Genomic DNA, 21,815 nt, shown 5'->3' with positions numbered 1-21,815 from the left:
GGCGCGGCGAATGCGGCCCCGAAAAAGGCCAAAGTGCTGAGCAGCGAAGAGCTGCTTGCTATCATTCTCAAATCTCTTGACGACGATAAAGCTGAAGATATCGTGCAGATTGACTTGCGCGGAAAGACTTCTATTGGCGATTATATGGTTGTTTGCTCCGGCCGCTCGTCACGGCAGGTGGGCGCGATTTCGGAGAAGCTTGCGGAGCGGCTCAAGGTTGAGCACGGGCGCACCTCCAAGATCGAAGGCAAGAACACGGGCGACTGGGTGTTGGTAGATACAGGCGATATTATCGTGCATGTGTTCCGCCCCGAAGTGCGCGACTTTTACCAGCTTGAGAAGATGTGGCTGACGCCCGAGGCGGAAAAGGCCTGATATGCGTGTTCATATCTGCGCCGTGGGCCGCTTGCGAAGCGGGCCTGAAAAAGCGCTGATTGACGATTATGTGCAGCGTTTCGAGCGCACGGGGCGGGGGCTTGGGCTGACCGCCCTTTCTGTTATCGAGGTTGAGGACAAAAAAGGCGGCGGCATGGAGGCCGAGGCGGTGCTTCTGGAGCGCGCTTTGCCCAAAGGGTGCGCTTTGGTGTGTTTGGACGAGCGCGGGAAAGTGGAGAGCTCTGTGCAGTTTGCCGCGCGTTTGGCGGGCTGGCGCGATACGGGCGCGCAGGATGTGGCGTTTGTGATTGGCGGGGCGGACGGGATTGCACCCGGCTTGCGCGCGCAGGCGGTGCATAGCCTCAGTTTTGGCAAGATGGTCTGGCCACATATGCTTGTGCGGGTGATGCTGAGTGAACAGCTTTACCGCGCGGCCTCTATTCTGGCGGGCGCGCCGTATCATCGCGAATGAGGCTGCGGGTGTTGCCCCCAAGCGCGGCAGGGCGTAAATGCTCTGAAAAAGGATTGAGCGCATGAGCAAGGCAAAACCGGTTGTGTTGTGTATTCTGGATGGCTGGGGCCATTCCGAGCGGCGAGAGGCCAATGCGCCCTTGCTGGCGAACACGCCGAATTTTGACCGTATTTCTGCGGAATGTCCCTCCAGTTTTCTTACCACGCATGGCCCTGATGTGGGTTTGCCGAGCGGGCAGATGGGCAACTCCGAGGTGGGCCATACCAACATTGGCGCGGGGCGCGTTGTGGCTATGGATCTGGGCCAGATTGACTTGGCGATCGAGGATGGCAGCTATTTCGAGAATGCACGGCTGAAAGCATTTATTGCGACGCTGAAAGAGACAGGCGGCACGGCGCATATTGTTGGCCTCGTTTCGGACGGGGGCGTGCATGGCTCGCTGGTGCATATGATTGCGTCGATCAACGCCATTACGGCGGCGGGTGTGCCTGTGGCCATCCACGCGATTGCGGACGGGCGCGATGTGGCGCCGAAATCGGCCTACGGATATTTCGCGGCATTAACCGAGGCTTTGCCCGAGGGTGCGAAGATTGTCACAGTGACGGGGCGGTATTTTGCTCTGGATCGTGACAACCGCTGGGAGCGGGTTAAGGAAGCCTATGACGCGATGGTGCTGGGCCAGAGCGGCTATAAGGCGATGGATGCGCACGGGGCGATTTCCAATGCGTATAACCGCAGCGAGACGGACGAGTTTATCTCGGCCACCGTGCTCCGCGGCTATGAGGGGATGAAAGACGGTGACGGTGTTTTCTGCCTCAACTTCCGTGCGGACCGCGCGCGCGAGATATTGGCGGCTATGGCTGCGCCTGATTTTGACGGCTTCGACACAGGTGCGCGGCCCAAGCTGGATATGCTGGGGATGGTCGAATATTCCGACGCGCATGAAGGCTATATGGCCACGGTTTTCCCTTCGCGGGTGATTGTGAATACGCTGGGTGAGTGGGTCGCAAAGCAGGGGCTGAGGCAGTTTCGTCTCGCCGAGACGGAGAAATATCCGCATGTGACGTTTTTCCTCAACGGCGGCAAGGAAGGCGCCGAGGAGGGCGAGGTGCGCTATATGGCGCCGAGCCCGAAGGTGGCCACTTATGACATGCAGCCCGAGATGAGCGCAGGCGAAGTTACAGATGCTTTTGTCAGGGCGATCGAGGATGGGTTCGACCTGATTGTTACCAACTATGCCAACCCCGATATGGTCGGGCATACGGGGGATTTGAAAGCCGCTATCAAGGCTTGCGAGGCCGTGGATACAGGGCTTGGCCGTGTGCTTGACGCTTTGAACAAGGCGGGTGGCGCGATGATTGTGACGGCGGATCATGGCAACTGCGAGATGATGACCGACCCGGTGACAGGCGGGCCGCATACGGCGCATACGGTGAACCCTGTGCCTGTCATTCTGGTGGGTGGCCCAAAGGGCGCAAAGCTGCGCGAGGGGCGCTTGAGCGATCTTGCGCCCACGCTTCTGGAGCTAATGGAGCTGCCGCAACCTGAAGAAATGACCGGCGAGAGTTTGATTGCATGATGGTGCGTGTTGCTCTTCTGGCTTTGACGCTGTGCGCTCCTGTTGCGGTATCGGCGCAGGATCGGAGCCCTGCAGATGCCGCGAGTGCCGCGCTGGAAGAATTGCGCGCAGCACAGGGACAGCTTGAGGCGGCCAAGGGCGGAAAAGAGCGGGTGCAGGCGTTGACCGAGACGGTGAAGGCCTATGAAGCGGGGCTGGGTGCGGTGCGCGCAGGTCTACGCCGAGTGACAATACGCGAGCGCGAGTTGAGCCTGAAACTGGCAGGGCAGGAGCAGGAGATTGCGGCGCTGCTGACGGTTTTGCAGGCGCGCGGGCGGGTTGGCTCGCCCAGCTTATTCTTACACCCCGAAGGTGCGATCGGCACGGCGCGGGCCGGGATGATTGTGAGCCAGATGACACCCGCTTTGAACGCGCAGGCAGACAGCTTGCGCGAGACACTGCTTGAAGTGAGCACGCTGCGCCAGCTTCAGAGCGGGGCGGAGGACACGTTGCAGGCGGGGCTGACAGGCGTGCAGGAGGCGCGCGCGGGGCTGAGCCAGGCGATTGGCGACCGCACCGAGCTTCCGCGCAAGTTTATCGAAGATCCTGTGAAGACCGCGCTGTTGATTGCCACTACGGAAACGCTTGAAGGCTTTGCCGGCGGATTGGGCGAGATCAGCGGTGGACCACTTGAAACCAACGCAAGCGAGGACATTGCCGCGCGCAAGGGGGCGCTGCCCCTGCCTGTGGCGGGGCGTGTCTTGCGCCGCGCGGGCGAGGCCGATGCGGCGGGTATCGCGCGGGCGGGGCTGCTCATTGCCACGCGGCCCCGCGCGCTTGTGAGTGCGCCTGCGGCGGCGACCATTCGCTATCAGGGGCCGCTTCTGGACTTTGGCAATGTTATGATTCTCGAGCCGAAATCGGGCTTGCTTATGGTATTTGCAGGTCTTGATGTGGTTTATGGACAGACCGGAGAGGTTATTGCCGAGGGCGCACCTTTGGGTCTGATGGGCGGGAAAGACGCGGCTGTCGGCGAAATATTGACACAAGTCGGTGATGGAACGGGAAGTGACCTTTCACAATCCCTCTATTTGGAAGTAAGAGAAGACAATGAACCCGTGAACCCTGAAAGCTGGTTTCGCACAGAAAGGGAAGACTGAGACATGAAGAAATTTTTCATGGCGGCGGCAACTGGAACGCTCGCAGGTGTTTTGATCACGACGCAGGTGGCGGCACCTTTGCTGGCGCAGGAGTCGGCCAAGACGACGAATGTTTACCAACAGCTTGATCTCTTCGGCGACATTTTCGAGCGCATTCGTGCGCAGTATGTTGAAGAAGTTGACGAGGGCGAGCTGATCGAGGCGGCCATTAACGGCATGTTGACCTCGCTTGACCCGCATTCGAGCTACCTGAGCCCGCAAGACGCCGAGAGCATGAAAGTGCAGACCAGCGGCGAGTTTGGCGGCCTCGGGATTGAAGTGACGCAGGAAGAGGGCTTTGTAAAAGTTGTTTCTCCGATTGACGGCACACCAGCGGACGAAGCCGGCGTGGAAGCGGGCGACTTTATCACCCATGTAGATGGCGAGAGCCTGTTGGGGCTGAACCTTGATGAAGCTGTCGAGATGATGCGCGGCCCGGTGGGCAGCGAGATCATCATCACGGTTATGCGCGAGGGTGCAGACGAGCCGCTGGAGATTTCGATCATTCGCGACACCATCAAGCTGACGGCTGTGCGCTCGCGTATTGAGGGCACAAGCGTTGTGCTGCGGGTGACCACATTCAACCGTCAGACCTCGCCCAACCTTGCAGCGGGTATCAAGGAGCAGGTTGAAGAAGCCGGCGGCATTGATAATGTGAACGGCTTTATCCTTGATCTGCGTAACAATCCCGGCGGGCTTCTGACCGAGGCGATTGCCGTGTCGGATGCTTTCCTTGAATCGGGAGAGATTGTCTCGACTCGTGGACGCAACCCTGAAGACGGAGACCGTTACAATGCGACGGCGGGCGACCTTACAGGTGGCAAGCCTGTGGTTGTCTTGATCAATGGCGGCTCTGCTTCGGCCTCCGAGATTGTTGCCGGTGCGTTGCAAGACCATCGCCGCGCGATTGTTGTTGGCACGAAGAGCTTTGGTAAAGGCTCGGTTCAGACGGTGATGCCACTGCGGGGCGAAGGCGCGATGCGCCTGACGACGGCACGCTATTACACGCCATCTGGGCGCTCTATTCAGGCGCTGGGTGTGTCTCCCGACATCGTTGTGGAACAGCCACGCCGCGAGCCGGAGGCGACGACGGAAGAAGAGCAAACCAAGTTCAATGCCCGCACCGAGGCCGACTTGCGCGGCAGCATCAGCAACGACAGCCTGACTGAAGACGAGATCGAACAGATCAAGAAGGATCAGGAAAAGGCGTTGGCCGCTGCGAAGCTGCGCGAGGAAGATTATCAGCTTGCCTATGCGATTGATATTCTGAAGGGCCTTTCGGCACTTGGACCAGATAATAAGTAAGGCTCGAAGGCCGAGACATGAAGGGGCCGTGCCTGTGAGGGCGCGGCCCCTTTGTTCCGGGTATGTTGCGCCGCGGCTTCGCCGCGTCGCGGTGGTGAGGGGGCTTTGCCCCCTCACACTCCCCCAGGATATTTGAGGCAAAAAGAAAGAGCGATCCAGAGTGAGACTTGGGGGCCAAGCGGGATTGCGGGCGGTGGAGCAATGCGCCAGAAAGGGCGCAACCGGGGAGATGAAGCTATGCTGGAAATTTTGGTGCTATGTGTCGCGGGATTTGCCACAGGCGCGCTCAACGCGGTTGCGGGGGGCGGAACGTTTATTTCGTTTCCTGCACTTGTCTGGCTTGGCGTTCCGCCGATTATGGCCAATGCCACCGCAACTTTAACAGCCATTCCGGGCTATGCAGGCAGCGCCTGGGCGTTTCGCAAGGATATCTCGGCGGAGGGAGCTTTAAGCCTGCCTGTGATGCTGGGGCTGGCGGCGTTGGGCGGCTTGATCGGGGCGCTTTTGTTGACGGTGACCAGCGAGGAGGCGTTTGTGGGCCTCGTGCCCTGGCTCTTGCTGATTGCCACCGTGATTTTTGCGGCAGGGCCAAAGCTCTTGAGCTTGCTAAGGGGCAAGGGGTTTGGGCCGGTGAGTTCTGTTGCGGTGCTGCTTTCTGTTTCGATCTATGGCGGGTATTTCAACGGCGGTCTGGGGATCATGCTTCTGGCGGTGTTCGGGCTGATGGGGTTTATGAACCTGCATGGCATGAACGGGTTGAAAAACCTGATGTCGACGATGATTTCGATTGTTTCGGCTCTGGCGCTGGCTATGGCGGGGCTGATTGCCTGGAAGAGTGCGCTTGTGCTGGCGCTGGCCACCACGGCAGGGGGCTATTTTGGCGCGTCTTATGCGCGTAAGATCACTAATATGAAGCTGCTCCGCGCCGGTATTGTGGCCGTGGGCCTGATTATGACGCTGTTGTTTTTTCTGAAGTGAGGGTCTTATGACACTAGACGAGATTTCCAAGCTGCCTTACCGCCCCTGTGTGGGCGTGATGCTTGTGAACGCCGAGGGCCATGTTTTTGTCGGGCAGCGGCGCGACCGTGACCAAGATGCCTGGCAAATGCCGCAAGGCGGTGTGGACGAGGGCGAAGAGGCCCGCACTGCCGCGCTGCGCGAGCTTTGGGAAGAGACGGGCGTGACGGCGGACAAGGTGACGATCGAGGCCGAAAGCGCGGGCTGGTTGCCTTACGATCTGCCCCACGAGCTTGTGCCGAACATCTGGAAAGGGCGGTATCGCGGGCAGCAGCAGAAATGGTTTCTGATGCGCTTTCAGGGTGCGGATGATGATGTAAACATCGAGACTGAGCACCCCGAATTTTCAGAGTGGCGCTGGCTGGCGCCGAGCGATTTGGTGGGGAATATTGTTCCGTTCAAACGTGAGGTTTATGCGGCGGTTCTGGCCGAATTCGAGGACAAATTATGATTTTACGTGCCATTGCCCTGATGCTGTTTTCGGCGGGGGCGGCGCAGGCTTTGTCTTGTATGCCGCCGGACGGGAAGAGAAGCTATGCACGTTTTGCGGCGGCGGAAGAAAACTATGTTGTCGTTGAGGGGCAGATTGATTTTGACTGGCAGGCTGTGCCTAACACGCCCGAAAACGGACACAGGATTGCTGCGCGGATGGAGGGCTGGCAGCTTGCGCAAGGCGCTTTCGGGCCGAAGTTTTCGGCTCCTGTGACGCTTGTTATAAGCTGCGCCGGCCCTTGGTGCGGCGGAATCGCGGCGGGGGAGCGATATATCGCATTTCTGAAGCAGATCAGCGGCGGTGGCTATGAACTTGAGCTTGAGCCTTGTGCCGGCTCGGTTTTCAGCGCGGAGAACACCCGCGCGCGGAAGGATATTCTGAGCTGTAGCCGTGGCGGGCGCTGTAAGGCTGATTGACCTGAAAAGGCGCGGGCGCTTTCTGCGCGGTCGGAATATACCTAGTGCTGCAGGGTGGGAGTAGAACTCCCTATACCGCCATATAAAACAAAGGGTTACTTGGTGTTCTGTAGTTCTCTTCTGAAGCTACCTTTGTAAAACAATGTGATCCCGTTGAGAATTCGCTTTGCTCGCATTTTTGGTTGTGAGGCTTGCTAGCTAGAGGCATGTCGCCCTGCTATGTAGCCAAAGGTCAGCGCCGGGCCGAGGGTGATCCCCGCGCCTGGGTAGGTGCCTGCCATGATCGAGTTCATATCATTTCCGCAGGCGTAGAGGCCTTTGATCACGGTTCTGTCTTCGCGCAGAACGCGGGCGTTGGTATCGACGGCGAGGCCCATTGAGGTGCCGATATCGCCCGGAAAAATGCGCACAGCGTAGAACGGCGCGGTGTTCAGAGGCCTCAGGCAGGGATTTGGTGCATTGTCAGCATCGCCGAGGTATGTCTGGTAGGCGGTGGAGCCTTTGCCAAACTCGGTGTCGTTGCCTTGGGCGGCATCTTCATTGAAGCGCTTAAATGTGGCTGTGAGCGTTGTTTCGGGCGCGCCGATGAGCATGGCGAGCTCTGTCAGGGTCTGCGCTTTTTTCAGGTAGCCGGATTTCAAATGTTGACGGTAGGGCGCAGGGCTTGGACGCACCGGCCCTAAGCCATAGCGCCTGAGTGCGCGGTGGTCGCAGACCAGCCAGCCGCTTGCGAGGTTGGCTTCATGCATGCCTGAGACGAAATCGTGATAGGATGAGGCTTCGTTGACGAAGCGTTTTCCCTCGGGGGAGACGGCAATCACGCCTGGCTTGGCGCGATCGAGAAACAGGTGAGGGAAGGGACGAGGTTCACCACCGTTCTCTGGTATGAGTGACACGGGTGCCCAGAAAGCTGCGTTCCGGTTTGTTGTGATGAAGTGTGCACCGATATCTTCGGCGGCGAGGATGGCGCTACCTGTAGCTGGCTTTGGCGACATGGAGTAATGTGCCTCACCGCGCGCGACATGGGGCATGACCTCCTTGCGAAGGGATGCGTTGGCAGGGAAGCCGCCTGTGGCCAGAACGACGCCGCGCCGCGCGAGCACCTGCGTGCCATCGGACGTCTGGATGCCTGTGACTGCGCCCTCTTGGGTAAGCAACTTGTCGAGCGCCATGTCCGTGAATATCGGGATGTTGCGGTTGAGGACCGAGAGAACCATGCGGCCTGCCACAGCCTGACCGAGTGTCAGTCGCGTGCCACGCTTGTGGCTGAGACGGTCACGGGCATGCCGAGCCAGCAGTTTGGCGGCATGTAGGGCGGACGCTGGTTTGTGGGTCATGTTCATGAAGTGGCCGATGTCAAACCTGTTGAGCATCATGCCGCCAAAGAGTGTAAAGTCATCAATCGGGTTTTTGAGGCGGGTGAACTCTGCGCCGAGGCGGCGGCCATCGAATGTCATTGCATCAAGCACCCGCCCGCCCAGAGATGCGCCGGGTGTGTCGGGGTGATAATCGGGTGAATAGGCGCGATACTCAAATTGCAGCTCGGTGTTGGTTTGAAAGAAGTTCACCATCTCGGGGCCGCTGTCGATAAAGGCTTGCACGAGGTCGCGGTCTATCAGGTTGCCGATCTCTCCCGAGAGATATTGCATGGCAGCTTCGGCGTCGTCGTCCATCCCTGCGGCGCGCATAAGGGGGTTATTTGGAACCCAGATCGCGCCGCCCGACACGGCAGTGGAGCCGCCGAACTGTTTATCTTTTTCAAAGATTGCGACAGAGAGGCCGCCTATGCTGGCGGTGAGGGCAGCAGCCATGCCAGCGGCGCCTGAGCCGACAACGATTAGATCATAGGTGTCTGCGGGTTTGGCGGGGGTGCTCATAGCTGTGCCTCGCGCGGGAAGCGGCCCATGGCCCACCCCCCGTCTACACGCAAAATCTCGCCTGAAATGAAGGCGGCTTCGTCGCTGGCGAGAAATGCTATGGCACGGGCAACATCATCCGGCTGACCCACACGCTGAAGCGGGCATTGCTCAACAAAGATCTTGTGACGCCATTTTTCGGTGCGGATGCGCTCTTCTGTGAGCGGGGTTTCTATGAGGCCCGGAGCGACGGCGTTGACGCGGATTCCATCATGGCCATAGTCGGTTGCCATCTGTCGGGTGAGGGCGGCGACGGCGCCTTTTGATGTTGAGTAACCTGCGGAGTTCTGCGCGCCGACTTCGGCGTAAATTGAGGCGACGTTGACGATGCTTCCCCCCCCTGCGGTCTGCATTTCTGTGACGGCGAAGCGAGCAAGACGGAAGAGGCCGAGCACGTTGATTTCGAAAAAGCTGCGCAGATCGTCGTCACTGGTCTGATCCATACGGCCACCGCCACCAATGCCTGCGTTATTGACCAAAACGGCGAGGGGCCCGCCGAGAGCTGTGATCCGGGCCTTTAACGCTGCGGGCAAGTTCGGGTCAGTCACGTCGCCTTGCAAGGGGGTGATGCCTTTGATGTCGAGCCTGCTGAGCGCCTCTGCATCGCGATCTATAGCGATCACATGCGCACCACGGGTCGCGAAGAGGCGGGTAGTGGCTTGTCCGATGCCAGCGGCGGCCCCTGTGATGGCCACAGTTTTACCTTCAAATGTCATGGTGGTGTCCTTCAAATTCCAAGTGAGCCGCCCAGAGAGCGCCCGCCATCAACGAGTAGAATCTGCCCCGTGATGAATTTGGCCTCAGGGGAGGCGAGAAACTGCACGGCGGCTGCGATGTCATCTGGTGTGCCGAGTGTTCCGCCCGGCTGCATGGCGCGCAGCGCGTCGAGGTTGGTGTCGGATCGGGCGCGCAGCATATCGGTTTCAATGACTCCGGGGGCGACTGCGTTGACTGTGATGCCCTTTGGCGCAAGCTCCAGCGCCAGCGAGCGGGTGAACCCGCCCACGGCGGCTTTGGACGTGGCGTAGTGGATGTATTGTGAGGCCCCAAGCATGGCGCGCGATGCAATGTTCACGATTGCACCGCCGCTCCCCATCACTCGTGCAGCGCGCTGACAGAGACCGAAAAGGGCAACGAGATTGACTTCATACATGCGGCGGAAATCCTCGGCTGTGAGGGTATCGAACGATTTTACATCAAAGATGCCAGCGTTGTTCACGAGGCAGCGCAGATTACGTGTCTCAGCGATGAGCGCGTCGAGCGCTGCGGCATCGGTTATGTCGAGAACGGCGGCTTGACCACGTCCCCCCGCTTCATTGATGAGAGCGACGGTCTCATCGGCGCGGCTTGTGTTCAGGTCGACCACGAGAACGTTATCACCCGCTTGCGCGAGGCGTTGTGCAATAGCGCGGCCGATACCTGCGCCTGCTCCTGTGACGATTGACGTATTTGCCTGAGCCATGATGAGGTGTCCTTTTGGGAAGGCAGATTGGAGAGAGCAGGGGCCCGAAGGCCCCTGCGTGGGCTTACATGCCGAAGGTGGCCAGATCGAGCTTCCCGAAAATGTCGCTACGGATCAGCTCTGCAACGGCTTCTGCATCTGTGCGGTCAATTCCACCAAGACGCTCTTTCCATGCTTGCTGGCTTGCGAGAAAGGCGTTGATCAGTTTTGACGGATCTTCGATGCCGCGGTCGTCGATGGACTTTTGAGGCAGGGTTGCGACAAAGTCAGACTGGAAGGCTGCGAGTGCTTCGCTCAACTCTGCGCCCGGCTCGATGATCTCAAGACCGCGCTCGCGTGAGCCTGCAAAGGCGGCTTCCACATCGGCGGCGTAGACAAGCTGTGTGCGAGCGAGCCCGAGTGCCATATGATCAAGGAGCGCTGCACGCTGTTCAACGGACAGGCCTTTCCAGAAGTCAGGGTTGACCACATAGGTTGCGCCCATGACGACGCCCATCGGTAGGGTGGTCACGCTTTTGGCGACTTCCCAAAATTTGTTGCCTTTGTCGAGGTTCGTCGGGTCAGACATGGTGCAATCGATTGAGCCGCGGCTGAGGCCTGAATAGACATCGCCGATTGGCACGGAAACGGGCACACCACCGAGGCTTTCAACCCAGCTTGTTTGAGCGCCGCCTGCGGTGCGGATTTTCTTGCCTTTCGCATCAGTGGGGCTGCGGATCGGCTCCATGCAGATAAAGTTGTAAACGGGCGTGGAATATCCGCCGAGGAAGATCCCCCCGTTGGCACCCCACTCGCCCTGAACAGCGGCGTTATTGATGCCGACTTCAGTATAGGCTAGCGCTGAGGCAAGTGCGTCATCGGATGTGAAAACGAGGTCGTTGAGCACGTTGTTCACGGGCAATTCTGACGGGGTGTAGCCGGGGTATACAACGCCCAGTTGGGCGACGTTGTCGCGGATGCCCTGCATAGTGGATTTGGCAGGCACAAGCGAGCCGCTGGAATAAACCTCGAAGGTGAGGTTGGCGTCAGGGTCGGCGGCCAGATCCTTCGCGAGGTTCTGATAGGGTTGTTCGTTGAGGATATGGACCGGGGCGAGCCAGTTGGATGCGATGTATGTGTCCGCGAGGGCAGGCGAAGCGACGAGGCCTGACAGGGCGAGAGCGGTAAGGCTAAGGTGTTTCATAAGTTCCTCCGATTTTTGATGCGGGACTATCCCGCGGCCTTGGTTCTTGAGTGGATGTCAGCCGGCTATGTTGGGTAGCCAGAGGGTAATGATTGGAAACGCGACAAGCAGTGTAATCGTGAACAGATCGGCGAGTATGAACCACGACACCCCAGAGAAGATCGTCCCAAGGGAGACAGTGTTTCCTAAGCTTGATTTGATGACGTAGACGTTCATACCGACAGGGGGTGTGATCAGCCCTGTTTCGAGCAGTTTAACCATCAGCACGCCAAACCAGATCAGGTTGATGTCGAGGCTATGGAGCAGCGGTGCGAGCACGGGCACTGTGAGCAAGATGATCGAAATGCTTTCCAGAAAGCAGCCGAGCAAGAGGTAGAGCAAGCAAATAAAGATGATTACCCATATCGTCTCAAGGCCTGCGAACTGTCCTGTTACCCAGACCGGCAGGGTGGAAAGCGCGATGAAGCGTGAAAAGAGTGCTGCGGCAACCACGATGATAAAGATGGCTGCAGTGCTGATTGCGGTGTCTACGAGTGCGCTGCGCAGCATTGAATAGCTAAGTGTGCCACGGCTGAGCGCGATGATGCCAGCGAGAAAGGCACCGACAGCGCCCGCCTCTGTTGCGGTGAATATGCCCGAGAAGATGCCGCCCAAGACACCCGCGATGAGCAAAGGAAGAGGCCATGTTTCGCGCAGCAGGGCAAGCTTTTCACGCCATGGCGTGACCTCATTGAGGCGTGGGGCCAACTCGGGCTTGAGTGCGCAACGTGCGGTGATCATCGCGGCGAAGACAAGACCTGATAGCATGCCCGGGATTACGGCGGCGAGAAACAGTGTAGCAATCGAGACATCGATCATGAGCCCGTAAATGATAAGTAGAACGCTGGGCGGGATAAGCGAACCAAGCGTGCCCGCTGCTGCGACCGAACCTGTTGCCAGAGAAGGGGCGTAACCCGCTTTCAGCATTTCGGGGATAGCGATGCGTGAGAAAGCTGCGGCCGTTGCCACGCTGGAGCCGCTTGCAGAAGCAAACAGGGCCGACGAGGCAACCGAGGCAGTGGCGAGGCCGCCGGGAACCCTGTTGAGAAACACGCGTGCCGCATTGAACAGTCCGGCAGTGAGCCCCGCGCCAGAGGCAAGATAGCCCATGAGTAGAAACATCGGCACAGCAGAGAGGTTCCAATCTCCGATCATTTCATAGGGGATGGCTTTGCTGATTCCGATGGCTGGCATCGGGCCCATCATGAGCCAGATGCCGCCAAAGGAGGTGAGACCCATCGCAACGGCTATAGGGACGCGCAGCAAGATGGCAACCAACATGGCGACGATGCCGAATAATCCGATTTCGAGACGTTCCATTGTGTGATCTCCTCAGCTCGGATCTGCGGTGTGTAGGTTGGGAGTGTAACGGCCTGTTATGATCTGAAAGAGCCTCAGGACCATGACGAGGCAGGCCAGTGCGAGGCCCAGAGGCAAGAGAAATTTGGTAGGCCAGATCACAACTCTCCATGTGCCTTCAACGATTTCGCCAATCCGGTAGGATTGCAGTGCAGGCGCCCAGAGAAGCCACGCAAGGCCGCCGTAAAATAATGCTGAGACCGCTGTTGCCAGCAAGAGCGCGAGGTTTTTCGCGCGGTGGCCGAAGAGGCTGTAGAGCAACTCGACGGTGATCGAACTTTCTTTGATTTCGACCCACGCCAGCGGGAGGAAAACGGCGGCGACCATATAATAGCTCGCGACAACCTCTGCAGTGCCAGGGATGGGGGCGTTGAAGACATATTTGCCTATTACGTCTGCGGTGACATGAAACATCATCAAGAGCAGCGCGAGGGCCGCAATGATTACAAGGAGGTGTGCGACGGTATGTGAGATGCGCTGTATCATTGCATCCGATACCCGCCGTTCACATCAATGACGCTGCCTGTGATATAAGCGCTGTCTGGCCCTGCCAGAAAAGCGACGGCACCTGCGACATCTTCGGGGGTTCCGATTCTGCCTTGGGGGATGGACTTCGAGATTTCGGCGTCATCTGAGGGGTCCAGCGAGATACGCAGCATTGGCGCGTCGATCAGGCCCGGGGCGACGGCGTTAACAGCGACATCTAGTGTTGCGCCCTCGCGCGCTCCAGCACGGATGAGGCCGAGAACAGCTGATTTGCTGGCAATATAGGCTGAGCTTGATCTGTAGCCGCCAAGTTGGGCCGCCACTGAGGAAAAGCCGATGAAACGAGCGCCGTTGACTTTGCGTTCCGACCGTGCGCGCAGGAAGGCGCGCAACAACAGGAATGTGCCTGTGCTGTTGACCGACTGGGTGGTGGACCATTCCTCAAGGGAGGTGTCTATAATCGGACGGCGCTGGCCGTTCTGATCCAAAATGAGGATGCCAGCTGCCGAGACGACCACAGAAACTGCGCCGTGGGCTGTTTCAATTTCCTCCATGAGGTCGGAGACCATGATCTCATCCGTGACATCGAGCGCATAGCCGTGATGCCCAGAGCCTGGAAGGTCGGCTGCAAGCTTCTTGGCTGTATCCGCAGCGATATCCGTAACCATGACGTTGAATCCATCTTCGGCAAGCCGCCTGCAAACCGCTTTGCCAATGCCACCGCTGGCGCCAGTTACGAGTGCGATCTTTGTCACGGCGATTCCTTTCGTTTCGGTTGTGGTGTTGAGATTGGATACATTAATGGCTCTATGTCAAATATTTTCTAAAAAATTTTGCCGTTTTGGATAAATAATAGAGGAATTCGCTTGCGGCGTTTGAAGCTTTGCGGAATAATCAAGGTAAAGCTGTCGGTGAGGTAAATGATGATTGTAAGCAAACATACGGCTGCAGACGGAGCCACGGCCGCGCTGCGAGAGATGATTTTGGCGGGGCAGCTCAAGCCGGGTGAGCGTGTGCATCAGGACCATCTCTCGGAGCTTCTGGGGCTCTCCCGCACGCCCCTGCGCACAGCACTCGCTACGCTTACCACCGATGGGTTGCTGGATTACGAGGCGAACTGCGGATATCGCGTCCGTGAATTCTCATTGGATACAATCCGTAGTGTTTTCGAAATCCGTTCTGTTCTGGAGGCGCAGGCTTGCCGGATCGCTGCGCGACTAGGGTGTTCGGACGATATGCTCGATAAACTGGATGCGCTACTAAAACGGGGCGACGATATTCTTGCCTCTGGAGAGCTGAAACCAGCGGCTCTTCCGGATTGGCGCCGAATGAATGTGGATTTCCATGAAACCATTATCCATGCCGCGAATAATCCGCTGCTGGGCGAGTTTGTTGGACGGACACACAATGTGCCGATGGTGTCCGATCGTGTGATCCTTTGGGACGATTTTTATATTATTCAACGCTCGCATGATGATCACCACCGCATCACCCGCGCCTTGAGGCATCGTGAAGGAGAGCGTGCTGCGGCGATCATGAACGAACATGTGAGCTTTGCCGGCGATCTGCTGATCGATAGGCTCGGAACAGACCCTGAAGCGGCAGTGCAGCATCTTATCGGTGCGGCTGGAGTGTCGAAATTTAAAATGAAGAAAGCAAAATGATGACCCTGAAACTCTTTCATTCACCCGCCTCGCCCTTTGTGCGCAAGGTTCTCGTTTGCGCGCATGAAAAGGGCGTTGCCGATCAGGTCGAGCTTCTGACTTCCAAGGCGTGGCCTGTGAAACGCGACCCTGAGATCGTGCGAGAGAACCCTTCCGGGCAGGTGCCGAGTGCGATATTGGAGGACGGATCACCGCTGTTTGATAGCCGTGTGATTTGTGCTTATGTGGATACGCTTTCAGCCTCTGTGCCACTCGTGCCAAGCGATCGGCGCACCTGTTTTGCCAGCATGACGCTGGAAGCGCTGGCTGATACGATGCTGGGCGCGGCTTTGCTCTGTCGCTATGAAGCGGTGCTGCGGCCTGCAGAGTTTTACTGGGATTTGTGGCACGATAGCCAAATGGAAAAGGTCGACAGTGGCCTTGATGACCTTGAAGCGCGATGGATGGAGCAACTAGAAGGGCCAGTCAGTATCGGTTCGATTGCGGCTGCCTGTGCGCTTGGGTATCTTGACTTCCGCTTCGCCGAGAAGGACTGGCGCAGCGGCCGCGAAGCACTTGCTGCTTGGTATGATGTATTCAAGTTGCGCCCGTCGATGCAGGCCACGTGGCCTGAATAGCGTGAGACCTTTGGACCGTGCCTTCATTGGGCCGTCTTTTTGTTGTCCGGACTCTACACAAATTTGGAGGAGTTTCAGGGGTGAAGAAACGTCCAGGGGGCCCGTCGAGAACAGGTTTGCAAGCAATCGCTCTCGGCAGTTGAGCGGCAATGCAATCAGCACGGGTGTCTTGGGCCATCAGAGGTGACGAAACCCGACATCTGCACAGACTTCACAACGGTTTGAGCTGTGCTCGGACTGACTTGTAAAACCATCGCAGAATCCCCAGGGGCCATTTCTCCATGGCGAAGCCATGATCCGGCAGCTTTTAAGCACGCTTGTCATCAGCGATTTCCTGAAGGCTCCACAGCTCGACAAGCTCGCTTTTTGAGGTGGCGTCATGATACAGGCGTTCTGCTTCATCAGGCTTCATTCGTAGCTCGGATATGTTTCCGAGTTAAGGGCGGAGCTTTTCGGGGATTGCTATGCGAGAAAGCTAACGACAGTTACGACCCAGCAAAGTCTTGATCTTGCCCAACATGATTTGCTCCATTCTGTTACGCGTTTTGTAACAGCGAGACGGGCAAAGCCCTATATAGTCAGGGGGGAATGATATCAGTGGGTTGATCTGGTGCTGCAGGGGAGGATTGAACTCCCGACCTCGTCATTACCAATGACGCGCTCTACCACTGAGCTACTGCAGCAACGATGTGGCGGGTGATTAGACCCAAATCGGCTTTCACGCAAGGCCAATCTGGACGGTTCTGCCCAACCGCTATATGAGACGTTTATGGAGCCGAAAAACACAAAACCGAAAGCCGGAGGCGAAACCGCGCGGGAAGACCGCTTGAAAGCGGCGCTTAAGGCCAATATGGCGCGCCGTAAGGCGCAGGCAAAGGCGCGTACAGCTATGAAAAACAGCGGCGCGGGCGCAGGCAAAGATACAGGTAAGGATAAAGGGTAGAGCAGATGGACCAGATTATCGTAACGGGCAACGGCCCTGTGAGTGGGCAGATTCCGATTGCGGGGGCGAAAAACGCCTGTCTGGCGCTGATGCCGGCCACGCTTTTGAGCGAAGAGCCGCTGACGCTGACCAATGCGCCGCGCCTTAGCGATATTCGCACCATGACCCAGCTTTTGGAGAGCCTAGGGGCCGAGATTTCGGCGTTGTCCGAAGGACAAGTCATTGCCATGTCGTGCCACGGGCAGATCAACCATGTCGCCGAGTATGATATTGTGCGCAAGATGCGCGCATCGAACCTTGTGCTTGGACCATTGCTTGCCCGCGAGGGGCGGGCCGTTGTTTCGCTTCCCGGTGGCTGCGCTATCGGCGCGCGACCGATGGATATCCACACCGATGGGTTGGAGAAAATGGGGGCTACGATCGAGCTGAAAGAAGGCTATCTGCACGCCAAGGCGAGTGGCGGGCGACTGAAAGGCGCGGTCATCGACTTTCCGTTTGCCTCCGTAGGCGCAACAGAAAACATCATGATGGCGGCGACCTTGGCCAAAGGCACGACCGTGATCAACAACGCGGCGCGCGAACCCGAGATTGTCGACCTCGCGGATTGCCTGCGCAAGATGGGCGCACAGATTGAGGGTGACGGCACGAGCAGCATTACCATTCAGGGTGTAGACCGTTTGGGCGGGGCGACGCATCAGGTTGTGACCGACCGTATCGAGCTTGGGACCTATATGCTGGCCCCTGCGATATGCGGCGGCGAAGTTGAGTGTCTTGGCGGCAAGATGAGCCTTGTGGAGAGCTTTGTGGCAAAGCTCAACGAGGCGGGGATCGATGTGGAAGAGACACCATCGGGCCTCAAGGTGGCGCGTAAGAACGGAGCTATCAAGGCGGTGAATGTGACGACCGAGCCTTTCCCCGGATTTCCGACGGACTTGCAGGCGCAGATGATGGCTTTGCTGTGCACGGCCGAGGGCACATCTGTGCTGGAAGAAAAGATTTTCGAGAACCGCTTTATGCATGCGCCCGAGCTTGAGCGTATGGGCGCGGATATTGAGGTGCATGGTGGCACGGCGACTGTGAAGGGTGTGAAGCGGTTGAAAGGAGCGCCTGTGATGGCGACTGATTTGCGCGCTTCTGTTTCGCTTATCTTGGCAGGCATGGCCGCAGAGGGCGAGACGGTTGTGAACCGTGTTTATCACCTTGACCGCGGGTATGAGCATGTGGTGCGCAAGCTCTCGGGCATTGGTGCAAAAGTCGAGCGGGTGAAAGCATCATGAGCGCGGATGCAAGCTTTGAAGACGGAGCCGAGCGCCCGCTGAACCTCGGGGCGATGGACTTGGACGACCTCAAGGTGATTTCGGCGCTTGTGCAGGATGCTGTCTTTCCCATCACCGAAATGAAATATGACCGTAAGGCCCGCCGCTTTGCGCTGTTGCTCAACCGTTTCCGCTGGGAAGACAAAGGCCAGGGCAGGCATGCGCCCGAGCGGGTGCAGACAGTGTTGGCGTTTGACAATGTACTGGGTGTTGCCACGCAAGGGATAGAGCGGGGCGATAAGGATATGGTGCTGTCATTGCTGACCGCCGAGTGGGAGGCGGGAACGGCGCCTGCAGGCAAGCTTGTGCTGACGCTTGCGGGCGACGGGGCGATCAGGCTGGACTGTGAGGCGCTGGAAGTCACGCTCAAGGATGTGACGCGGCCTTACAGAGCGCCCTCAAGGAAGCGGCCAAGCCACGAGAGCTGAGGGCTGCAACACAAGTCAGGCTTGAGGGCCGTGCCCCACGGCGCTAAGACGGGCGCAAGCCTTGAAAGGATGCCTTATGCCAAAGTTTCTCGACGCAGCTTCACCTGATTTTGAAGAGCAGTTCACGGCCCTTTTGGGAGCCAAGCGCGAAGACAGCCCCGATGTGGATGCGGCTGTTGCCGAAATTATCGCGGATGTGCGGGCGCGGGGGGATGCGGCTGTTATCGAGCTGACAGAGCGGTTTGACCGCTTGACGCTGACGCCCGGGAGCCTGCGGTTTTCGCCCGATGAAATCGAGGCGCTGGTGGCGGACGTTCCGCAGCACGAGCGCGAGGCGCTGGAGCTGGCGGCGGAGCGTATCCGCGCCTATCACGCGCGGCAGATGCCTGAGGATGCGAGCTGGACAGACGAGAACGGCGCAACGCTGGGTTGGCGCTGGAGTGCTGTAAGTGCGGCTGGCCTGTATGTGCCCGGTGGGCTGGCGTCTTATCCCTCATCCGTTTTGATGAATGCGATTCCTGCCAAGGTGGCAGGGGTCGAGCGGCTGGCAATTACGGTTCCGACCCCAGACGGGGTTGCCAATCCGCTGGTGCTTTTGGCCGCGCGTTTGGCTGGTGTTGACGAGATTTACCGTATCGGTGGGGCGCAGGCTGTGGCGGCGCTGGCTTATGGAACCGAGACGATTGCGCCTGTGGACAAGATCACCGGGCCGGGCAACGCCTTTGTTGCGGCGGCCAAGCGGCGGGTGTTTGGAAAAGTCGGGATTGATATGATCGCGGGGCCAAGCGAGATTTTGGTGATTGCGGATGGCGACAACGACCCTGACTGGATTGCCCTTGATATGCTCTCACAGGCGGAACATGACGAGAGCGCACAGTCGATACTGATTACCACCGATAAGGCTATGGCGAAGGCTGTGGAAGCCGCGATTGAGCGACATTTGCTGACGCTTGAGCGGCGCGAGATTGCTGGCGCGAGCTGGCGCGACTATGGCGCGGTTATTCTTGTGCCTGATCTGGAGGTTGCGGCCGCATTGTCAAACCGTATAGCGCCCGAGCATCTGGAGCTGTGTGTCGCAGATCCTGATGCTTTGGCCGATAAGATCACCCATGCGGGGGCGATTTTCCTTGGGGCGTGGACGCCTGAGGCGATTGGCGATTATGTTGGAGGGCCGAACCATGTGTTGCCCACGGCACGTTCGGCGCGGTTTTCCTCGGGTCTTTCGGTGATGGATTTTGTGAAGCGCACAACGCTGGCGAAGATGACGCCTGCCGCTTTGCGCGCGATTGGCCCTGCTGCTGAAACGCTGGCGATTTCGGAAAGCCTTGAGGCGCATGGGCTGAGTGTGCGCGCGCGGCTCAACCATTTGAACGAGATGTAGAACTCAAGTTGATTTGCGTGGCGCTTTGGCTTTGCCAAAGCGCTCGGGCGAGGGGGGCTTTGCCCCCCTCGCGCTCCCCCCAGGATATTTTTAGCAAGAAAAAGGCACATCGGCCAAGATGCAGGGCAGGCGTTTTTAGCGGGGATGAGTCGTTCTTGCCGTTGCATTTGGCGGGGCGGGCGCTAGGGTTTGAAAAATTGGGCGGCGATTACGGACGCCCGAAATTAAGAAGGCAAAAGGCGATGTCGCGTATTTCTCATATCGAGCTGGATGACAGCAACCTCCCCCCTCCTACACCGGAGATCGAGCAGGAGCGGAAGGTGGCGATTTATGATTTGCTGGAGGACAATGTCTTTACCCTGCCCAAGCGTGAAGAGCGGGCTGTGCCTGAGGGGCCTTATCATGTGGGCCTGTCGATCCGCGACAAGCGACTGGTGTTTGATGTGCTCACCGAGGCCGAGGACAAGGCGGCGGAGTTTCATCTTTCGCTTTCGCCGTTCCGGCAGGTGGTGAAGGATTACTGGCAGATTTGCGAGAGCTATTTCGATGCGGTGAAGACGATGCCGCCGAGCCAGATCGAGACTATTGATATGGCGCGGAGGGGCATTCACAACGAAGGCGCGCGCATTCTGGCCGAGCGGCTGGAGGGCAAAGCCGAAATTGACAATGACACGGCACGGCGACTGTTTACGCTGGTGTGTGTGTTACATTTCGGGGGCTAAATTTTGGTGAAGCCACTCCCGCAATCGGTCTTGTTTTGCTGCGATCACAATGCAGTGCGCTCGCCCATGGCAGAGGGACTTATGAAGCGGTTTTTCGGCACGGGCACCTATGTGCAGTCGGCCGGTGTGAAGAACGATTTCGAGATTGACGGGTTTACCGTCGCGGTTTGTGAGGAGCTGGGCGTGGAACTGTCGCGTCACCGCTCACGCAGCTTTGACGAGATGGAAAAGATGGGCGAGGTGCTTTCCTCGTTTGATGTTGTTGTGGCGCTGTCGCCGATGAGCCGCGACCTGGCTGAAGAGCTGACGCGCGGGTTTCACACCGATCTTGAATACTGGCCTATCATGGACCCGACCGCCATCGGCGAGGGTCGTGAGGCCAAGCTTGTTGCATATCGCGAGGCGCGCGACCAGATAATCGCGCAGATCAAGGCGCATTGGGGTGATCCGAGGGAAAGCAGATGAACAAGACAGTTGAAGCCTATTTCGCAGCTTTTAATGCGGGCGATACCGACGGTATGTTGGCCTGTCTGGCCGAGGATGTGGCGCATCATGTAAATGAGGGGCAGGTCCGGCGTGGCAAGGCGCTTTTCGGCGAATTTTGCGCGCATATGAGCCGCTGCTACAGTGAAGAGCTGACCGACATGGTGGTTTTCGAGGGCGAAGGCGGCACGCGCGCGGCGGCGGAGTATATTGTCAACGGAACCTATCTGGAGACCGACAGCGGTTTGCCCGACGCAAAAGGGCAGACCTACCGCTTGCCAGCAGGGTCGTTTTTTAGCCTTGAGGGCGGCAAGATCACCCGCGTTGTAACTTATTACAACCTGGCCGACTGGGTAGCGCAAGTGAGCCGCTGATGCGGGTTGCTGTGGTGACGGGAGAAGCGCTGGAGCGCGCGCTTGATGATGTGGCGCGGCTGCGCATCGAGGTGTTTCGCGCTTATCCCTATCTGTATGGCGGTGATTTTGCTTATGAGCGGCGGTATCTGGAGCCGTATCGGGGCAATTCCGAAGCGATTGTCGTGGGTGCGTTTGACGGGCCAAGGCTGGTTGGCGCAGCGACGGGAATGCCTTTGAGTGCGCACGCGGATGACTTTTCTGCGGCATTCGAGGGGAGTGGCGTGGATTTGAGCGCGGTGTTTTACTGTGCGGAATCTGTGCTGTTGCCCGAGTATCGCGGGCGCGGGATGGGCCATGCCTTCTTTGAGGCCCGCGAAGCGCATGCGCGGGCGCTGGGATATGGGATGTCGGCCTTCTGCGCGGTTGATCGCGGGAATCAGCATCCTGCCAAGCCCGAGGGCTACCGCTCGCTGGATGCCTTCTGGCTTGGGCGAGGCTATCAGCCGCTTGAGGGCGCGATTGCGCAATTTGGCTGGCGTGATATTGGCGAGGCCGAAGAGAGCCTCAAGCCGTTGCAATTCTGGATGCGGGCGTTGTAGCGCCAATAAAAAAACCGCGGCGACTC

25 protein-coding genes and 1 tRNA gene are annotated in these 21,815 nt (G+C 58.4%); 18 read left to right on the top strand and 8 right to left on the bottom strand.

What is annotated here, in order from left to right; translation table 11 throughout:
- Positions 1-33: 33 nt before the first annotated feature.
- The 8 genes from rsfS to OE750_RS14475 all read left to right on the top strand — a co-directional run bounded on the left by rsfS (position 34) and on the right by OE750_RS14475 (position 6,835).
- Complete coding sequence (gene rsfS / locus OE750_RS14510; protein ID WP_263765002.1) at positions 34-375, top strand: ribosome silencing factor; 342 nt, start codon at positions 34-36, stop codon at positions 373-375.
- A gap of 1 nt (position 376) precedes the next feature.
- Positions 377-847: a 23S rRNA (pseudouridine(1915)-N(3))-methyltransferase RlmH gene (gene rlmH / locus OE750_RS14505; RefSeq protein ID WP_263765001.1), complete on the top strand. Its 471-nt coding sequence runs from the start codon at positions 377-379 to the stop codon at positions 845-847.
- A gap of 61 nt (positions 848-908) precedes the next feature.
- Positions 909-2,426: a 2,3-bisphosphoglycerate-independent phosphoglycerate mutase gene (gene gpmI / locus OE750_RS14500; protein WP_263765000.1), complete on the top strand. Its 1,518-nt coding sequence runs from the start codon at positions 909-911 to the stop codon at positions 2,424-2,426.
- Positions 2,423-3,565, top strand: coding sequence for a murein hydrolase activator EnvC family protein (locus tag OE750_RS14495; RefSeq protein ID WP_318528002.1), 1,143 nt, complete (start codon positions 2,423-2,425; stop codon positions 3,563-3,565). The genes gpmI and OE750_RS14495 overlap by 4 nt, the downstream gene beginning before the upstream one ends.
- 3 nt (positions 3,566-3,568) lie before the next feature.
- A complete protein-coding gene (locus OE750_RS14490) occupies positions 3,569-4,909 on the top strand; it encodes a S41 family peptidase (protein WP_263764999.1) in 1,341 nt (446 codons plus the stop codon).
- Between the two features lie 237 nt (positions 4,910-5,146).
- On the top strand, positions 5,147-5,887 hold the full coding sequence (locus OE750_RS14485; protein ID WP_263764998.1) for a sulfite exporter TauE/SafE family protein: 741 nt from the start codon (positions 5,147-5,149) through the stop codon (positions 5,885-5,887).
- A gap of 7 nt (positions 5,888-5,894) precedes the next feature.
- On the top strand, positions 5,895-6,377 hold the full coding sequence (locus tag OE750_RS14480) for an RNA pyrophosphohydrolase (protein WP_263764997.1): 483 nt from the start codon (positions 5,895-5,897) through the stop codon (positions 6,375-6,377).
- Entirely contained in the window at positions 6,374-6,835 is a 462-nt protein-coding gene (locus OE750_RS14475; RefSeq protein WP_263764996.1) for a hypothetical protein, read from the top strand. Before OE750_RS14480 ends, OE750_RS14475 begins: the two co-directional genes overlap by 4 nt.
- 194 nt (positions 6,836-7,029) lie before the next feature.
- On the opposite strand, the gene OE750_RS14470 is transcribed toward OE750_RS14475, so the two are convergent.
- The 7 genes from OE750_RS14470 to OE750_RS14440 all read right to left on the bottom strand — a co-directional run bounded on the left by OE750_RS14470 (position 7,030) and on the right by OE750_RS14440 (position 14,035).
- On the bottom strand, positions 7,030-8,712 hold the full coding sequence (locus OE750_RS14470) for an FAD-dependent oxidoreductase (RefSeq protein WP_263764995.1): 1,683 nt from the start codon (positions 8,710-8,712) through the stop codon (positions 7,030-7,032).
- Entirely contained in the window at positions 8,709-9,467 is a 759-nt protein-coding gene (locus OE750_RS14465; RefSeq protein ID WP_263764994.1) for an SDR family NAD(P)-dependent oxidoreductase, read from the bottom strand. The genes OE750_RS14470 and OE750_RS14465 overlap by 4 nt, the downstream gene beginning before the upstream one ends.
- A gap of 11 nt (positions 9,468-9,478) precedes the next feature.
- Positions 9,479-10,213 carry an SDR family NAD(P)-dependent oxidoreductase gene (locus OE750_RS14460; RefSeq protein WP_263764993.1) on the bottom strand — a complete coding sequence of 245 codons (735 nt, stop codon included), beginning with the start codon at positions 10,211-10,213 and terminating at the stop codon, positions 9,479-9,481.
- A 64-nt stretch (positions 10,214-10,277) separates the two neighbouring features.
- Positions 10,278-11,396, bottom strand: a complete 1,119-nt coding sequence (locus tag OE750_RS14455) for a C4-dicarboxylate TRAP transporter substrate-binding protein (RefSeq protein ID WP_263764992.1) — start codon at positions 11,394-11,396, stop codon at positions 10,278-10,280.
- Between the two features lie 57 nt (positions 11,397-11,453).
- Positions 11,454-12,755 (bottom strand): TRAP transporter large permease, encoded by a 1,302-nt coding sequence (locus OE750_RS14450; RefSeq protein WP_263764991.1) that lies wholly within the window; start codon positions 12,753-12,755, stop codon positions 11,454-11,456.
- A 12-nt stretch (positions 12,756-12,767) separates the two neighbouring features.
- Positions 12,768-13,280 (bottom strand): TRAP transporter small permease subunit, encoded by a 513-nt coding sequence (locus OE750_RS14445; RefSeq protein ID WP_263764990.1) that lies wholly within the window; start codon positions 13,278-13,280, stop codon positions 12,768-12,770.
- Positions 13,277-14,035: an SDR family NAD(P)-dependent oxidoreductase gene (locus OE750_RS14440; RefSeq protein ID WP_263764989.1), complete on the bottom strand. Its 759-nt coding sequence runs from the start codon at positions 14,033-14,035 to the stop codon at positions 13,277-13,279. The genes OE750_RS14445 and OE750_RS14440 overlap by 4 nt, the downstream gene beginning before the upstream one ends.
- Positions 14,036-14,200: 165 nt before the next feature.
- On the opposite strand from OE750_RS14440, the gene OE750_RS14435 reads away from it, so the two are divergent.
- Together OE750_RS14435 and OE750_RS14430 are read left to right on the top strand one after the other, a co-directional pair.
- Complete coding sequence (locus OE750_RS14435) at positions 14,201-14,944, top strand: GntR family transcriptional regulator (protein ID WP_263764988.1); 744 nt, start codon at positions 14,201-14,203, stop codon at positions 14,942-14,944.
- Positions 14,941-15,561 carry a glutathione S-transferase gene (locus OE750_RS14430; protein ID WP_263764987.1) on the top strand — a complete coding sequence of 207 codons (621 nt, stop codon included), beginning with the start codon at positions 14,941-14,943 and terminating at the stop codon, positions 15,559-15,561. Before OE750_RS14435 ends, OE750_RS14430 begins: the two co-directional genes overlap by 4 nt.
- Positions 15,562-16,169: 608 nt before the next feature.
- On the opposite strand, the gene OE750_RS14425 is transcribed toward OE750_RS14430, so the two are convergent.
- A tRNA-Thr gene (locus OE750_RS14425) sits at positions 16,170-16,244 on the bottom strand.
- 86 nt (positions 16,245-16,330) lie between these two features.
- Here OE750_RS14425 and OE750_RS14420 point away from each other — a divergent pair.
- The 8 genes from OE750_RS14420 to OE750_RS14385 all read left to right on the top strand — a co-directional run bounded on the left by OE750_RS14420 (position 16,331) and on the right by OE750_RS14385 (position 21,789).
- On the top strand, positions 16,331-16,504 hold the full coding sequence (locus OE750_RS14420; RefSeq protein ID WP_263764986.1) for a hypothetical protein: 174 nt from the start codon (positions 16,331-16,333) through the stop codon (positions 16,502-16,504).
- 5 nt (positions 16,505-16,509) lie between these two features.
- Positions 16,510-17,781 (top strand): UDP-N-acetylglucosamine 1-carboxyvinyltransferase, encoded by a 1,272-nt coding sequence (gene murA, locus OE750_RS14415; protein ID WP_263764985.1) that lies wholly within the window; start codon positions 16,510-16,512, stop codon positions 17,779-17,781.
- Positions 17,778-18,248 (top strand): DUF2948 family protein, encoded by a 471-nt coding sequence (locus tag OE750_RS14410; RefSeq protein ID WP_263764983.1) that lies wholly within the window; start codon positions 17,778-17,780, stop codon positions 18,246-18,248. Before murA ends, OE750_RS14410 begins: the two co-directional genes overlap by 4 nt.
- Positions 18,249-18,324: 76 nt before the next feature.
- Positions 18,325-19,629, top strand: a complete 1,305-nt coding sequence (gene hisD, locus OE750_RS14405) for a histidinol dehydrogenase (protein ID WP_263764982.1) — start codon at positions 18,325-18,327, stop codon at positions 19,627-19,629.
- Positions 19,630-19,871: 242 nt separating this feature from the next.
- Positions 19,872-20,351, top strand: coding sequence for a UPF0262 family protein (locus tag OE750_RS14400; protein ID WP_263764981.1), 480 nt, complete (start codon positions 19,872-19,874; stop codon positions 20,349-20,351).
- Between the two features lie 6 nt (positions 20,352-20,357).
- On the top strand, positions 20,358-20,816 hold the full coding sequence (locus tag OE750_RS14395; protein WP_263765038.1) for a low molecular weight phosphatase family protein: 459 nt from the start codon (positions 20,358-20,360) through the stop codon (positions 20,814-20,816).
- Complete coding sequence (locus OE750_RS14390) at positions 20,813-21,208, top strand: ketosteroid isomerase-related protein (RefSeq protein ID WP_263764980.1); 396 nt, start codon at positions 20,813-20,815, stop codon at positions 21,206-21,208. The genes OE750_RS14395 and OE750_RS14390 overlap by 4 nt, the downstream gene beginning before the upstream one ends.
- The gene (locus OE750_RS14385) at positions 21,208-21,789 is read left to right on the top strand and encodes a GNAT family N-acetyltransferase (RefSeq protein WP_263764978.1); all 582 of its coding nucleotides are present in this window, start codon (positions 21,208-21,210) and stop codon (positions 21,787-21,789) included. The genes OE750_RS14390 and OE750_RS14385 overlap by 1 nt, the downstream gene beginning before the upstream one ends.
- The last annotated feature ends 26 nt before the right edge of the window (positions 21,790-21,815 follow it).

Source organism: Lentibacter sp. XHP0401, from assembly GCF_025751535.1.
Lineage (GTDB): Bacteria > Pseudomonadota > Alphaproteobacteria > Rhodobacterales > Rhodobacteraceae > Lentibacter.
The sequence above is the reverse complement of the archived record's forward strand: the minus strand, read 5'-3'. Positions and strand labels throughout refer to the sequence as shown.